This window comes from Albibacterium profundi, from assembly GCF_042159835.1.
Classification (GTDB): Bacteria; Bacteroidota; Bacteroidia; order Sphingobacteriales; family Sphingobacteriaceae; genus Albibacterium; species Albibacterium profundi.
Genome location: NZ_JBBVGT010000002.1, coordinates 1,136,205 through 1,152,663, shown reverse-complemented (window position 1 = coordinate 1,152,663; position 16,459 = coordinate 1,136,205). Strand labels below are relative to the sequence as shown.

Genomic DNA, 16,459 nt, shown 5'->3' with positions numbered 1-16,459 from the left:
TGTATAACTAACACTTATAATATATAACAAACTGTGTAATAGACACGTAAGATTAACATATATGAATAAAGTTCAAAAGAGAACTAAGATTGTTGCCACATTAGGGCCTGCATCTACTAGCAAAGACATTCTGTCTAACATGGTAGCCCTCGGAGTTGATGTATGTCGTTTAAACTTCTCCCATGGGAGCCAAGAAGATCATCAAAAGGCTATTGAAACCATTCGCGAGATCATCGATGAGTATAACGTACCACTTTCTATTTTGGCGGATTTACAAGGTCCCAAAATTCGAATTGGAAAAATGAAGGAAGGAGGAGCGCTATTAGTTAATGGAAATAATGTAACGATCACAACTAATGAGCAAATAGGAGATGAGAAAAATATTTACATTACATATCCGAATTTTCCAAACGACGTATCGGAAAATGAAATCATCTTATTAGATGACGGAAAAATTCAATTACGTGTACTTGCGACTAATCGTCAGGATACAGTAGACTGTGAAATTGTGCACGGTGGAGTACTTACTTCTAGAAAAGGTGTAAACTTACCCAACACTAAAATTTCAATTCCATCATTGACAGAGGAAGATATTGACAATTTGAACTTTGCTCTATCTTTTGATGTCGAGTGGGTAGCCATGTCTTTCGTTCGTACTGCGGCTGACATAGAATTACTTCGTAAACACATTAAGGAGCAGAACAAAACCGCTAGAATCATAGCAAAAATTGAGAAACCCGAAGCCATTGAAAATATCGATGCAATCATAGAAGCGTCTGATGGCATTATGGTAGCACGCGGTGACTTAGGGGTAGAGATGCCGATGGAGGAAGTTCCAGGACTTCAAAAGATCATCGTTCAGAAGTGCCGTGATGCTTCAAAACCCGTTATTATTGCAACTCAGATGCTTGAAAGTATGATTACTACACCTCGCCCAACGCGAGCTGAGGTAAATGACGTGGCTAATTCAGTATTGGATGGAGCGGATGCTGTTATGCTGAGCGGCGAGACGTCTGTAGGCGAGTTCCCGGAAATCGTGATTGAAACGATGTCAAAAGTAATTACTCATGTCGAGAAAACTTCTTATCCATATTTTACTGAAAAAGTAACGAAACTAGATCAGGTTAATTTGGTGCCGGATCACATATGTAGCTCATCTGTATTCCTGGCTGAGAAGATTGCCGCTAAGGCCATTGTAGCTATGACATCTTCAGGTTATACTGCATTTGAGATCTCGAGCCATCGACCCAAATCAAATGTCTATATCTTTACAGGAAATACATCTTTATTAAATACCTTAAGTCTCGTTTGGGGGGTTACAGGTTTTTATTATGACGGTTATGAAAGTACGGACGTCACGATTAAAGATGTGAACAATGCCCTTTTAGAAAAAGGCCTGATTAATAAGGGAGATTTTGTTGTGAACACAGCATCCATTCCGATTGAGGAGAAAGGAAAAACCAACATGATCAAAGTGGCAGCGATTTAACCTGCTTATAATAACCTGGAATATCGGGATCATGAAAAAGCGTCTGTATGATATCATACAGACGCTTTTTTTATGAACTAATTTTTTGTTGCTCATCTTTTAATAATCCTTTCTTAACACAAACTTTATCTTACTATCCCGTTATTTGCCCCTGTCTTCGGTCGCCTTTTTATTAGTCTGGCGGTTTTGCTAACAGACGAAGGCATTAAAATTATTATGCATTTTTTAATTCAGTCAAATTAGGTACTTATGTCTAAAAATTACAACATTCAATGCAATGTTATTTTATTCTTTCTTTTATTTGTCTTCGTTCCGTTTTACGCTTTTTCTCAAAACTCGGCCGATTTAATTCGAGGTAAAGTTCTAGATGAGACGGGTCAACCTCTTCCTGGGGTGAATGTCACTATCAATGACAGAGCCTTATCCTCATCTACAGACTCCGAGGGCCAATTTTCTATCAGCTCGTCCAACAATGAGGAAACCCTAAAATTTACATTTATCGGATTTACGACGAAAGAAGTTACACTAAGCAAAGGTGAAAGCCATGTCGTCGTTATGGAGCCTGAAGTCTCGTCATTAGAGCAGGTGGTTGTCGTCGGTTATGGACAAGTAAAGAAAAGAGATCTAACCGGAGCGGTATCGTCTATAACTGGTGACGACCTAAGCGGCATACCGGTACAAAGAGTGGATCAAATGTTACAAGGTCGTGCCGCCGGTGTACAGGTAACGTCAACCACTGGCGCCCCTGGCGCAGGTACAACGATCCGTATACGCGGAAGTCGTTCCGTAAGTGCATCCAATGAGCCTTTATATGTTATAGACGGAATCGTAGGAGCAGGTGATCTCAATACCATCAATCCGGCGGATATCGAAAGCATCGATGTTCTCAAAGACGCATCGTCAGCAGCTATTTACGGTTCAAGAGCCTCTAATGGGGTGATTATCATTACAACCAAAAAAGGGAAAGCTGGAAGAGATCAGATTTCATTTTCAGCCACCCATGGTATTTCCGATGTTCCTAAATTAGTCGATATGATGGGTGCAAAAGATTTCGTTTCTTTCGTCAACGAAGCCTATATTGATGAAGGACAGAAACCATTGTACCCCAACGTAGACTCCGTTTTAGCCATCACAGGCCCTGAAGGTACCAATTGGCAAGAGGAAATTTTCCAAACTGGAGCGTATTCTGACTTTAATTTGGCACTATCGGGAGGTTCCGAAGATTTCACCTATCGCGTTTCAGGGAATGTAGTTGATCAAAAGGGCGTGGTTTTAAATTCTTCTTATAAACGCTATCAAGCAAACTTAAACTTAACGAAAAACATCGGTTCCCGTTTAAAGATGGGTCTGAACATGAATATCGCCAGATATAAAAGGGAACCAGGCTCAAGTGTGAACCTTGGAACAACGGCCGGCTGGAAAAGCTCCATGATTACGCTCCCTCCAACAATGCCCGCACGAAATCCAGATGGTTCGCCTTCTAGTTTTAATCCGATAGCTTATTTTGGTGGAGGCGTTGTCAATACATCACTTGCTTCAGCGGAACTCATAACGGCTTATACAAGCTATAACGATTTATTAGGTAGCGTATATGCTCAATATGAAATAATTGATGGCTTGAATTTCAAAACGTCGCTGGGTGTCAATCTCGGGAATAGTAATTTCTATCGCTATGTCCCGTCTTACATGCCATCCTATGTAGCTAGTGGTGCCGAGTTCGGAAACGCAAGAAGAGATGTCGGTTTCAATGACTACCTTTTGAGCGAAAACACGCTTACTTATGATAAGTCCTTCGGCGAACATAATTTCAATTTCTTAGGCGGGTTTACCTATCAAACCTCTGAAAGCAACTCTGTAGATGTCTGGGGTGGCGGTCTGACCAATGATATCGTTCGCTGGAATAGCTTTGGCAGTATACCTCAAGAGCAGAGAAACATAAGCTCAGGGTACACTTTAAATAAGCAGTTGTCTTTTATAGGCCGTGTACAATACAATTATGCGAATAAATATTACCTAACGGTTACCAACCGTTACGACGGAGCCTCTAATTTTGCAGCCAATGAAAAGTGGGGCTATTTCCCTTCGTCTGCAGTTAAGTGGAGAATTGCGGAAGAGGATTTCTTCAAGAACCTATCAATATCGGAATCCCTTCTGAACGACCTTTCTTTACGTTTAAGCTATGGCCTATCTGGTAACCAAGGAATTAGTAACTATCAGTCCCTCCCCACCCTGTCGGCTGACGCCACTGCCTATATATTCGGAGGTGTACCAATTTTAGGTTATAAGCAGGGGAATATTGCTAATGACGATCTCACTTGGGAAACCACCAAACAGTTAAACGTTGGTTTAGACTTCCAGTTATTCGATGGTAGAATTGACGTTAGCACGAATTATTACAACATGCATACGAAAAATTTACTATTGACCGTTCAGACGCCTACACAAACCGGTTATGGGAGTCGGCTAATAAACATCGGAAAGACCGTTTCCTCTGGATTTGAAATTGGCCTTAGAGGAAACGTCATAAACAACGAAAACTTTGGTTGGTCAACGTCTTTAAATCTTAGTACGAACGATCAGGAAGTCACCGACTTAGGACCTTTGGTTATGGTGGCTTTGGATAACACGGGTTATGGAGCAACGACCAACTACCTTCAGGTGGGTGTTCCTGTGGGTGCCAATTTCGGCTTGGAATACGCGGGTGTATGGCATAGTCAGGAAGAAATAGACGCAGAGCTGGCCAAGCCTCTTGAAGAGCGGACCTATGTTTCTATCTCAAACTTCTACCAGCCGGGCAAACAGAAGTATTATGATTATAAACGCGATGGTATGCTGAACATCGATGATTATCATTACCTGGGTACTCCCAATCCACCATTCTTCGGAGGATGGGGGAATACATTGCGATATAAGAACTTGTCACTAGATATGTTCCTGCAGTTTCAGCATGGTAGCACCATGTGGAACAGCATGCAATATTTTACGGGCGTTGGCATGTACCTCACGAATCAAATGAGTTATATGAAAGACCGGTGGACCGAGGATAACCCTACCTCTGACATTCCTGCGGTAAACTCAAGAGACAATATCCCAAGTACTTACTTGCTGCAAAACTCATCATTCTTAAGGCTTAAAGCACTGACACTGAATTACGATTTAAGTCCGTCTGTCTTCAAAGGCTCTGATAGGAAGCTAAATGTATTCTTGTCGGGAACCAATTTGTTCTTATTAACGGATTACAATGGATATGACCCTGAGGTGAATTCTGCGGGAACAAGCTCTACGGTTCGTGCAAAAGATAATGGAGCATATCCAAATAGTCGAACGATTTCAATTGGAGCGAGTGTCAATTTCTAATTTCTAAAAATGATTATCATGTTAAAACGTAAAATTTTCTTCATACCCTTAATCTGTATCATATCCGTGTTTGTAAGCTGTGAAAAGACACTCACGGAAGATCCCCAAAGCATCATCGCTCCTGACGCTTTTTTTCAAACAGAAGCCCAGAGCCGGCAAGCCACAAATGGGGTTTACAGTCATTTGCCAGGGATATTTAATCAGACAGGCCTTCGTGCTGTCACACTAGCAGGAACAGATCTGTTTATGAATCAGGGTGGAAGTGCAACGGTTGAAGCTATTCAGGATTATAATTTTTCTTCAGCCACAGAAGCAAATAGCCATGCAGTTTGGAAAGTTTGCTATGCTGCTATCAAAGATGCTAATTTTGTTATCAGCAGGATTTCTGCGTCTTCAATAGATGAAGAGACCAAAGCTCAGCTACTAGCTGAAAACAAGTTTTTAAGAGCTCTATATTATTTTATATTAAGTAACACCTTCGGCGATGTTCCCTTGTGGACAGAAGAGCTGAAAATTCAGGAAATTTCTACTCTTCCTCGCAGCCCTTTAGCTGAAGTACGCGCTCAAATGATTCAGGATCTGGAAGAAGCCGCAGCCTCTCTACCGGCTCGTTATGATGCGAGTAATATTGGAAGAGCAACAAAAGGTGCTGCCTTGACATTGCTGGCAAAAGTTCATTTATTTAATGAGGATTGGCAAAAAGCGTATGATACGGCAAGTCAGGTAAAAGACGGAGAGTATATTCTCTTGCCGCATTATGCCGATCTGTTTGATCCGTATAATAAGAGTAAAAATAATCAAGAGTCGATTTTTGAAATCCAGTATAAACGTAGCGCGGCAACCAATCAAAACTTTGTTGTTAACTCATTTTATACATGGTTTTTCCCAACGGGCGACGCCACTGGTGGCACCTATGCAGGGGTTGATTTCGGCTCGACTATTCTACAGTCTTACCCGCAGTTTTATCCAACACAATACATGATTGATCTATACGAGAAACAGGATGAGCGTCGGGAAGTTTCTCTCGCATGGGGTTTTAATGGTCAAGAGTTTGACAGAGGATCTAAAGATGATCGTCCGTGGTTTGGACCTAAATTCTGGGATCTTACTGCCAATCGTACGGCGAGCGAGAAGAATTTCTACTTTCTTCGTTATGCTGATGTGATCCTGATTCTAGCTGAAGCATCAAATGAACTGGGCAATACGGTCGAGGCGGTTGCACATATTAACATGATCAAAGATAGAGCGAAAGCCGAACTGTTAGAGGTAGGTGGAAAATTGAATCAGGAGCAGTTGCGAGAGGTTATTATGAAAGAGCGCGCCCGTGAGTTTGTCGGTGAATTCCAAAGAAAATGGGATCTTAGTCGTTGGGGTAAATTGGTAGAGGCCATCCAGAGGATAGCAAATGACAGTCGAGACGGAGCAACAAACGTTCAGGCCCATCATGCTTTGTTCCCCATCCCTTATGACGAAATCGTTAAAAATGGTAAGCTGACACAAAATCCAGGTTACAATTAACGGCAAGTTACGGCTTATATGCAAACGGTCTGTAGAAACTGCTCTGCAGGCCGTTTCATTTTACAATACACTAATCAGTTGTTCAAAAGCCATCCCCCGGGAAGCTTTTAACAAGATGAGTTGGCCTCTCAACGGCGATTGGAGAAGCCATTCACGCGCAGCGTCTGTGGTTTTGAAAAATAAATAGTCTTCTGATTTATGTTCAAAAAAGGCCGATCCGATAAAAAGACAATTCAGCCCATCGATTGCCCCCGCCAGTTCAATTAGGTTTTTATGTTCTTTTGATGAATCGTCCCCTAACTCAAACATATCACCTAGAATAGCAACTTTCGGTAGATCGGTCTGAATCGACCGGAGATTTTCTAAAGCCGCTTTCATGCTGCTGACGTTCGCATTATAGTAATCGCAGATTAGTGTATTGCGATCTGTATTAAGAACCTGAGAGCGGTTATTCATTGGCTGATAGCTGCTGACACCCCTATTGATTTCTTCTTCGGTCAGGCCAAAGAAGGTACCAATGCAGACAGCTGCAAGAATATTTTCTGTGTTATATGCGCCGGTTAATTGGGTTGATGCCAGATTTTCAATACCTCTAGATTTCCATTTCAGTCGCAAAAACGGATTGTTTTCAACCAAATGGCCTGAAACCATCGCTTCTTTTGAGAAACCGTAGCCAATCCGCTCTTTAAAGCTTAACCCACCAGCCATGTCCATTAACTCTTCATTATTCTGTTGGATAAAAAGCGTTCCGTTATGGCTGCTTAGCCAACTATACAGTTCGCCCTTCGCCTTTTTAACACCCTCATAGCTCCCAAAGCCTTCCAGGTGCGCTCTGCCCACATTCGTTATTAACCCATAATCGGGTTTGGCTATTGAGCATAAGAAAGCAATTTCACCAATATGATTTGCTCCCATCTCGACAACGGCAACCTCAATATCCTTGCCTATCGACAGTATGGACAGTGGTACACCGATATGATTGTTTAGGTTCCCCTGCGTTGCAAAGACGTGAAATTTTTCTTTTAATACACTGTATATTAGTTCTTTGGTTGTGGTCTTCCCATTTGTCCCCGTAATTCCAATCACCGGGATGTTTAACTGATCGCGATGAAATCTCGCCAGTTCCTGCAAGGTTGTTAAGGCATCCGGAACTAAAATCATTCGCTCATTGGTTTTGTATTTTGCGTCGTCGACAATGGCATAAGCTGCGCCGAGTCCTAACGCCTTCTCAGCAAATTCATTTCCATTGAAATTCGCCCCTTTTAACGCAAGAAAGATTGAGCCAGACTCAATCTTTCTTGTATCCGTAGATATCTGTGGATGGTTTAAATAAATCTTATAAATATCGGCTATCTGCATGCTTCTTCTTTTTAACCCATCTAATGGTTCAGTAAAAGTAAGCACTAATTTTTAATTAACGTATCGATAGGGGTCGCTATTGTATCATTTGGGGAGGTCGTTGAATCGCTAGGAAGCGGAATCGGCGCACCTGTGGCTTTTGCCACATATTGCAGACCATTAACCGTCATAACCCATTCAGATGGATAATAGGCGCGGTTATCGAAATCATCATTATCGACACCGTCATCTGGAAGGTTATAAATGCGATGTTGAACGTTTTCGTCGATAATAACGCGTGTGCCTACGGGAATATTTAGTTCAACCCAGATTTCTTGGTCTCTTATCAATTCTCCTTGGCCGATAGAACCATGGCTGTCAAAAATGATCTTCCGATTGTCCTGTTTTACTTGATAGCTTATGTGTTGAGCCCTGCTCGTCGCTACTTCAAAATTGCGTCCTTCAGCACTGTAGTTTTTAGTAATTGTAGCCGTGTCGCCAAAAGTCAATTTGTTAATGTAAATCCGCGGCCTGATCTGCTTAGACCATTCGCCGTCCGTTATATCAATAACTCTTCTTCTTACTCGCGTATTAGGCTCTGACTGTTTGGCAACTGCAGTTACATCGTTCATAGTCAGAAAATATACACTGTCAGCTTGGAGAGTTTCAGTTTCTACTACTTTCCCGTCAAACGAATGGTCTACCGATATCAATGTGCTATAGTAAATAACGAAACCGATGGATATGATCCATAGAATTAGTAAAGAGTAGCCCAGATATTTGCTTATTTTAATCGACGAAATCATTCTGACTGACAAGAGAATTAGGGCCAGCAAAGGGATCGCAGCGGCGATGAAACTTGCCCAAACTAAAGGTTGATAGTATGCCGGATCTACGAGAAGTGCCGGTGCGAAATCATCACCAAAATAGCCGCCATTTGATACTCCTAAAAAGACGGACAAGGCAATAAAACCAGCCACCAAGCCAATTGCCGAAGTGATAATGACCAATACGCCAATAATTTTGACAACCAAACTAACGCCTTGTCCCAAAACCATACCGGTTCTCTGAGCCGTTTTTTTAAGGCCGGGGCTTATTCTTTGACCGGCCTCGGTAAAATTTCGGCGGATACCCTCCATTTCTTCATCAAAATTTCTTTTGAAATTGTGAATATTTGCCGCCTCACCTCGCATCGACATCTTATCGGCTCGAGTTCTGGCGATAGGCATCAAAATCCATAAGATGATATACAGCAAAAGTCCGGTACCGGCAAACAAAAACAGAAGGATCAGAATCAGTCGAATCCATTTAGCCTCGATTTCAAAATAATGTCCCAAGCCTGAACATACGCCTCCAAGTATTTTATCGTCTGGGTCTCGGAACAAACCCCGTCTCTCGGAGTCATAGGAGTAGTCTTGATAGTCAGCTGCGTATTCTTCTCCCTTTTCATCAAAATCTTCAAAGTCACTAATACGGCCCATTTGAGCGGTTACTTCGTTCACATCGTCCATTGTAATAACAGCCTTTTGTGGGGTAATTCGCTCGTTAAACATCTCAGCAATTCTGTTTTCAATGTCACTGACAATTTCATTGCTATCTGTGGAGTAACCAAAGTGTTTCTTTACACTGGTCATATAGGTCTGTAGAACCTCATAAGCATCCTCTTCAATATGGAAAATGATGCCGTTAATGTTGATTATAATCGTTTTATTCATGATTTCTGTTATTGATCTGTTATAGGTTTGTCTGACTGTGAATTATTTCGCCTGTGTTCCATCGCAGTGTCTACTGCAAAAACCAGTTCTTCCCAGGTTTTGTCCAGTTTATTGAGTACATCGAGGCCTGTTGAAGTGATTTCATAATATTTCCTTGGCGGACCAGACGTAGATTCCCGCCAGTTATAACTCAGCAGGCCGTTGTTTTTCAGACGAGTTAGTAGTGGGTACAGCGTCCCCTCCACCACCAGTAAGCGAGCCTTTTTTAACTCGCTTAGAATATCTGAGGCATAGATCTCGCCCTGCGAGATTATTGAGAGAATGCAATATTCCAAGATTCCCTTTCTCATTTGTGTTTGTGTATTTTCAGCAATCATATTACAAAGATATATGTTTAAGACGGTAGTATGCAATGCATAGTTACATGCAATGCCGCATAATTTATATAATCATCTGATTTTCAGCTAAATAATTTTCATATTTTTTCATCTTTTCTATATTTATCAGAATAAATACGCTTAATACAGAAATTATTTTAATATTTGATGTTAGCTAATAAAACAAAATGGAAAACAATTATAACGAAGCACAAAGACCCAATTATTCTTTTGCTCTTTCAACCTTAATCTCTTTATTTTTTATGTGGGGTTTTATCACCTGCATGAATGATATTCTAATCCCTCATTTAAAGGAGCTGTTTCAACTAACATACTTGCAATCTATGTTAGTTCAATTCGCTTTTTTTGGTGCATATTTTATCGGGTCCTTAATTTACTTTCTCCTTTCTTATTTCTATGGCGACCCTATAAACAAGATAGGGTATAAGGGTGGTATACTCATTGGGCTTCTCTTGTCTGCTTTGGGCTGTTTTCTGTTCTACCCGGCAGAAGAGCTGCTGGTTTATAATATGTTTCTGCTTGCACTCTTTACATTGGGACTTGGTTTTACTCTTTTGCAGATATCGGCCAATCCTTATGTTGCGATCCTTGGTTCCGAGGAAAGTTCATCCAGCCGACTAAATTTGGCTCAAGCGTTTAATTCCTTGGGTACTACCATCGCGCCAATCTTAGGGGGCTATCTGATATTCGAATTTTTTGGCAAGGGTGGTGAAATGACTGCTGAAGCGACCAAAATACCCTATCTGATCTTCGCAGCTATCTTTATACTATTAGCGTTATTCATCTATTTCGTCAAGTTACCGGAGTTTAAAAACGATGATCCTTCCATGAGAGGACTTGGTGCATTGGCTTTTCCGCAACTTAAAATGGGGATTTTCGGTATCTTCTTTTACGTGGGCGCGGAAGTTGCCATCGGTAGTTTAATCATCAGTTTCCTCAGCTTAGATGAGGTAATGGGTTTCAATGAAAGTGTTGCCAAAAACTACTTAGCACTTTATTGGGGTGGTGCGATGATAGGGCGTTTCCTTGGAGCTATTTCTTTGAACAATAAACTTACTGCTGTTAAACGTGCCATGTATATGGTGTTTGCTGCTATCGCCGTTGTGTTGCTCATCTTCGCTATTGTAGACATTCCTTTCGCTGACTTCAGTATTTTCTTAATCTTTGTTGCTTTGAATCTGGTCGCATTTGCTCTGGGGAAAGCAGTTTCGTCTCGTACACTCGCTTTATTCAGTATCGTAAATATTATCTTGTTGGTATTGACCTTGGTAAGTTCAGGTGTAGTTGCTATGTGGTGTTTACTGGGTATTGGTTTGTTCAATTCCATTATGTGGTCCAATATCTTTACTCTGTCCATTACTGGGCTAGGTAAGCATACCAGTCAGGGTTCCTCATTATTAGTTATGGGTATCTTGGGGGGCGCTCTTATCCCTCTAATCCAAGGCGGACTTGCTGATGCCTTTGGCGTACGGTTTTCATTTATCTTGCCTATGTTCTGCTATGCTTACATCGCGTTCTACGGCTTTTATTGTTTAAAGAACTTGAAAGGCGCTTCTAAAGCCGAGCTGTAATGATTAAGGTGGATGAAACAACCCTCAAGAAATTTGTTGTACATAAGATAGGATCGGAAGAAAGTCGCTCAGTGCTGAGCAATCAATTATGGCCGCAGGGAGATGAGGATAGCGAAATCATCTTAAAAAAGTTGCTTCTGAATCCCTTCTTGAATCATGCTAGTACGTACGAGTTTACGCATGAGGTGAATATCGAATATAATGTGCTCTTTGGACTTGCGAAATCGATTTTAAACGGAGGCGACTTTATCGAGTCTTCAAAATCGATCGCCCAGCACTTGATTTCTGCTTCGAAGCATGCAAACATCAATGATGGCGACCTCTTCGTGGCAGAGTTTGATGGTGTGGAGTTGAACGGAAACTACGTTCAGGCTCTTGGTATCTATAAGTTTGAGGAAAAGGAAAATTTCTTGGAGACTAATGTCGTTGATCGACGTTCAGTAATCGACCGCCGCAAGGGACTTAGTTCGCGGAAGCCAGACAAAGCCTGTCTGATCTTGTTTACTGAGGAGCCTTTTACCTTGTTGATTCTGGATAATAATAGCAAGTCGACCGACTATTGGCAGAACGAATTCATCAAGCACCGATCTAAGAATGACTTCGTCAACAACACAACTGATTTTTTAACCATCACCAAAAATTACATCACGGAACAGATAGGGAACGATTTTGAAGTGTCAAAAGCTGATCAGATTGACTTACTGAACCGATCGGTAGATTATTTCAAAAAGAATGAAACTTTTGTTAAAGATGAGTTTGAAGAATCGGTCTTCAACGACGCTAGTGTAATTGATTCTTTCCGTCGTTATGACGAACGTTACAAGCAAGAGCATGAGCTTGAGATGGACGACAACTTTCAGATATCTGCTCAAGCTGTGAAAAAGCAACAGCGTGTTTTCAAGAGCGTGTTAAAACTCGACAAGAACTTTCATGTTTATATCCACGGTAACAGAGATTTGATTGAACGCGGGGTTGATGACAATGGTAGGAAGTACTACAAAATCTATTACGAAGAAGAAAGCTAAGGCGGTGTTGTCCTTTATAAACAACTAGAACGGACAATAACTTGGTTTACGTAGCCGCGTGGATACCCCTTAGAGCTTTGTTAATAAATCTCCGTTTACCCACTAATATACGGATGCAATTGGGAGTTAATAGATAACTGATAGGTAAATACGTAATACAAGCTTACAACAGCTCTACCTTGGAAGCTCCGGTCGCCGCATATGATATTGAGTGGCGGTGATGGCATCCATAAAAGCCACAAGAGCTTGTATTTCTTCTTTCGTAAGGTTCAACGGTTGCATCAAGGGGTCGGTAACCGGATAAAGAGGATCAGCCGCTTTTTCTGCGGAATCTGGGTCGATCATGTGCATCCCACTATTGTACATATTGATAATCCCCGTAATATTGTTGAAAAGACCATTATGCATCCATGGAGAATTATGCATAACATTTCTAAGGGATGGGGTTCTGAATTTACCAACATCTTCCGGGTTTTTGGTGATGTTGTAACGACCCAAATCTTCATATTTTCGTTTGTAATAAGTCAACCCAATATTATGAAAATCCTCATCGGTTAAGAACTTACCGTTGTGACAGTTCATGCAACGTGCTTTATTACGGAATAAATGCATTCCTTTAATCTCTTGATCGGTCATCGCGTCGTAGTCGCCATTCAAAAAATCGTCGAAGCGGCTTTGACGGCTTGTAATTGTTTTCTGAAATTCGGCTAAGGACTCAAGGATACGATCGTAGGTTACCTCTTCATCACCATAAGCTTCTTTAAACATGTCTTGATAACCTTTGATAGCACCGAGCTTCTCTCCAAGCTCCTCAGGGTTCATCGCCATTTCGTGATGAGCAACGATAGGTTCTTTGGCTTGATCTTCTAAGCTGCTAGCTCTGCCGTCCCAAAAGAACGTCTCACGAGATGCGACATTTAAAAGCGATAGCGTATTTCTATTACCTTCTAGATGATCATTACCCAAAGCAACCGAGCGCTTGTCTGCCCATGACATTTGTGGGTCATGGCAGCTGCTACAGGATATTTGGTTGGAACCGGATAGCATCGGGTCGAAAAAGAGAATTTTACCCAAATGAACCTTTGGCTGTGCTATGATCCGAAAATAGCTATTATCTCTTTTGTCCAATGCTTCAAACTCTTCCCAATCTACGCCCGGGTCGATAAAGGGCTTCGGCCATTCGCTTACCGGTTTGCTATAAAGAGCGCGTAAGTTCTCCTCTTGCCGTTCTGCTAGAAAGGCCGTTGTAACAATAAAAACTCCGATTGAGAGCAGCAGAAGAAGATACCTGTTCATGATAACAAAAATAGAAATTAAAAAATAAAGCCTGTAGAGATAATGAATTGATTACCTTGATAAGAATCGGTGAAGTTGGTATAGTTCCCAGAGGCTTGTACAAAAAAATTGAGGTCTTTAGGGAGCGAATAATCGACACGTAGCTTGCCCAGTACTTGGAAACTCGAGGACGATACATACTGAAAGTTACTGGTTAGCATATCATATATTCCAGATTCCCAATTCACATCACTCCAAAAGTAATTGGCATCAATATTCTGAAGCTTCTGCGCGCCTAACTGAGTGCTCAGTACTGCTTTCTTGAGTGGTTTAACACCCGTAATGTTTAAGCCTACTAATAAATTCTGATAATCCATCGTTCGGTCGGGGCTCACATAATTCTGATTGTCTTCAAAATATTGAACCTTTCCTTGAATATAGAAGTCGAAGTCAGCTGTTTTGCGTCCGTATAACGCTTCGAGCCGTAGCTGGTTGCGCGTGTTCCGATAACGGATATCTTCGGATACCATTTGTAAAAAATGATTGCTATTTCTATTATCAAATTTAGCCTCGGTACCGTTTCTATTCTTATGAATGCCAATTAGTTTAATAGATAAGTTGTGTTCATCAGTTGTCTGTAAATAACCTAGAAGAGCATTGATCTGCTGATCGTTAACTTGCCCTACTGCATCGGCGACGCCAGCGAGATCTTTGTCAAAGCTGAACTTATGGTACCCGATTTGAGCAACAAAGCCATTCCCATTGGATGGGATTAAATTCAACTGCCCACCAATGGTGTAACCTCTGTAATATGCTAGATTCCGACTGCCAGCTAAGACTTTATTATAAACACCTAGCCCGGCATCATGATAAATTAACGGGGCTCCCAGCTCACTGACAAAGTCGAGTGTGTTCTCCTGATCATATTTCCTAAGGTTGAGGTCGGCTGATGCCTTATAATCTTTCAATAAACTAGTAGCGATGGAAAGTGTGGCTTTGATATCTGAGCTTATGTTTTTAGGTCTCGGATCACGATCGCGGTAGGCTTGTACACCTCGGAAACTTATTTGAAGACCGTATTCGAAAGCACCAAGTTGTTTGCTTAGACCACCGGAAAAGAAATAGCTTTCTGAGGATAATTCACCGCCGACGGTATCTGCCATAACATAGGGGTAAACTAAATCAAAGTCATTGCTTTCGTTATAATTAACTTGTTTTACATTCTTGTTTGAATAATAGGCATTTCCCCATAAAGTAGTTGACGGACTATTTTTAAGGTAAGATTGAGCGTCAACACGGAACCCTTGCTGTCCACTTCCCTTTTGTTTGATGAAAAGATCCTGGTCACTATAAAAGTAGCTTGCGCCAATTTGAGTAAAGCTGTTCTTTCTTTCGAAAGATTCAAGGGACGGACTTGAATAATACTCTTTTTGAAATGTAGTGAACGGAGAGTTATTTTCCTCGATGACTGATGACATCGTACTATCCTGAGCATAGAGAGTCCCTATGCTCAGGAATAATGCGAATACTAATGCAATTATATTATTTGAAAAATGCACTTAGAACTTAATTCATTAATGATGGCTTCACCCCTGCTTCAAAGTCTTCTGTAGAATTATTGGTGTCTTTTAATATTTCGCGTCCGTCTGGCGTCGTGGTTAACACCCTACGAATAACGCTTTTACCGTAGCGGTCATCATCGCTATTCACTACTGCGCAATAAGTCCACCCCATGTCTAAAGAAGGTGAGGTAACAAGCCACTCGAAGGTTGTTTGGACACTTAGATTTACAGCATCGATAACCCAGTCATTAGGTAACTTATAAGCATCTCTATCCATTGGTATGCCCGAGTTACTTAAGTACTCATAGGTATATTTGTTATTTGCCAGGAATTCTTCGGTACTGGTTTCAAATCGCGCTAAAACATAACTTTTATGACCTCGATCATGCATAGTCATAGGACCAAAAATGTTAATTAAGTCTTCGACCTGTGGGTTATCTGCATTGATAGTAGTTAGCATTTCAAGTTCAAACTCAGCGCTAGTTAAGTCAAGTGAGTTCGGATTTAGTTCGAGGTGGTTAATAGCATTATTAGCGACTGTAAAAGACTCTCCCGGCTGAATCGGATATTCTTCCCCTTCACCAGGAATCATAACAATTGTTCCGGTCGTAAATGCTTCATTCATAACGTCAGGTGTGTATTGGGTTTTGCTAGTCGTGTTGAAGGTTGATTCAGCGATCACCAACCCGTCCGCATACAATACTTCATCTGAGTTATTATAAATAATAAAATATTTATCTCCATGGTAGGTTTTTCCTTCAAAGCTGCCCGTTCCAGTAAAGAAAATCTCTTTAATTACGAAGCCAGCTGTTTCACTGTGAAGAAAAAGCTCAACGGTAGCTATTGCGGTCGGTCCACTGAGAACCAAACCTGTTTGGTAACCGCGAACGGTCGAGGTTTGTGTTTGCCCATCGAGTTGATATTCGATCTCACCTTCAAAAGAGATATCATAAGAACCTTCGGGTAAGCTAATCACCAGTTCGTTGTTTGTAAAATCATTGGAGGTTGTGATGTTCCCACTATTAATTTCTGTAAAGGAAATTGTCCCACTTTTAATCTCGACAGCTTCGAGGTCTGTCGGATTTTCTATTGTTACCTTTAGGTCGGTTTTTTGCGTGGATAGATCATTGTCTTTTGTACAAGCCTGTAGTAACACGACGGTCATTAGTACGAAGCTGAATCCGATAGTTTTTAATTTGTTCATGTGATTT

The 16,459-nt window shown here is 41.2% G+C and carries 11 protein-coding genes; 5 read left to right on the top strand and 6 right to left on the bottom strand.

Annotated elements, in window-relative coordinates; translation table 11 throughout:
- Positions 1 to 61 precede the first annotated feature (61 nt).
- From pyk to WKR92_RS06480, 3 genes are all read left to right on the top strand, one after another.
- Positions 62 to 1,489 carry a pyruvate kinase gene (gene pyk / locus WKR92_RS06490; RefSeq protein ID WP_375557009.1) on the top strand — a complete coding sequence of 476 codons (1,428 nt, stop codon included), beginning with the start codon at positions 62 to 64 and terminating at the stop codon, positions 1,487 to 1,489.
- Positions 1,490 to 1,738: 249 nt separating this feature from the next.
- Positions 1,739 to 4,846, top strand: a complete 3,108-nt coding sequence (locus WKR92_RS06485) for a SusC/RagA family TonB-linked outer membrane protein (protein WP_375557008.1) — start codon at positions 1,739 to 1,741, stop codon at positions 4,844 to 4,846.
- 18 nt (positions 4,847 to 4,864) lie between these two features.
- Complete coding sequence (locus WKR92_RS06480) at positions 4,865 to 6,364, top strand: RagB/SusD family nutrient uptake outer membrane protein (protein WP_375557007.1); 1,500 nt, start codon at positions 4,865 to 4,867, stop codon at positions 6,362 to 6,364.
- Positions 6,365 to 6,424: 60 nt separating this feature from the next.
- Here the strand turns inward: WKR92_RS06480 and WKR92_RS06475 are convergent, their stop codons facing one another.
- From WKR92_RS06475 to WKR92_RS06465, 3 genes are read right to left on the bottom strand one after another with little or no spacing between them, the layout of a single operon-like run.
- Positions 6,425 to 7,768 (bottom strand): UDP-N-acetylmuramoyl-tripeptide--D-alanyl-D-alanine ligase, encoded by a 1,344-nt coding sequence (locus WKR92_RS06475; RefSeq protein ID WP_375557006.1) that lies wholly within the window; start codon positions 7,766 to 7,768, stop codon positions 6,425 to 6,427.
- Entirely contained in the window at positions 7,768 to 9,417 is a 1,650-nt protein-coding gene (locus WKR92_RS06470; RefSeq protein WP_375557005.1) for a PspC domain-containing protein, read from the bottom strand. The genes WKR92_RS06475 and WKR92_RS06470 overlap by 1 nt, the downstream gene beginning before the upstream one ends.
- 8 nt (positions 9,418 to 9,425) lie before the next feature.
- On the bottom strand, positions 9,426 to 9,794 hold the full coding sequence (locus WKR92_RS06465) for a PadR family transcriptional regulator (protein WP_375557962.1): 369 nt from the start codon (positions 9,792 to 9,794) through the stop codon (positions 9,426 to 9,428).
- Between the two features lie 188 nt (positions 9,795 to 9,982).
- On the opposite strand from WKR92_RS06465, the gene WKR92_RS06460 reads away from it, so the two are divergent.
- Positions 9,983 to 11,386: a sugar MFS transporter gene (locus WKR92_RS06460; protein ID WP_375557004.1), complete on the top strand. Its 1,404-nt coding sequence runs from the start codon at positions 9,983 to 9,985 to the stop codon at positions 11,384 to 11,386.
- Positions 11,386 to 12,411, top strand: a complete 1,026-nt coding sequence (locus tag WKR92_RS06455; RefSeq protein ID WP_375557003.1) for a nucleoid-associated protein — start codon at positions 11,386 to 11,388, stop codon at positions 12,409 to 12,411. Before WKR92_RS06460 ends, WKR92_RS06455 begins: the two co-directional genes overlap by 1 nt.
- 174 nt (positions 12,412 to 12,585) lie before the next feature.
- On the opposite strand, the gene WKR92_RS06450 is transcribed toward WKR92_RS06455, so the two are convergent.
- The 3 genes from WKR92_RS06450 to WKR92_RS06440 all read right to left on the bottom strand — a co-directional run bounded on the left by WKR92_RS06450 (position 12,586) and on the right by WKR92_RS06440 (position 16,452).
- On the bottom strand, positions 12,586 to 13,707 hold the full coding sequence (locus WKR92_RS06450; protein ID WP_375557002.1) for a cytochrome-c peroxidase: 1,122 nt from the start codon (positions 13,705 to 13,707) through the stop codon (positions 12,586 to 12,588).
- A gap of 17 nt (positions 13,708 to 13,724) precedes the next feature.
- The gene (locus tag WKR92_RS06445) at positions 13,725 to 15,164 is read right to left on the bottom strand and encodes a DUF6850 family outer membrane beta-barrel protein (RefSeq protein WP_375557001.1); all 1,440 of its coding nucleotides are present in this window, start codon (positions 15,162 to 15,164) and stop codon (positions 13,725 to 13,727) included.
- Between the two features lie 88 nt (positions 15,165 to 15,252).
- Entirely contained in the window at positions 15,253 to 16,452 is a 1,200-nt protein-coding gene (locus WKR92_RS06440; RefSeq protein ID WP_375557000.1) for a DUF4876 domain-containing protein, read from the bottom strand.
- Between the last annotated feature and the right edge of the window lie 7 nt (positions 16,453 to 16,459).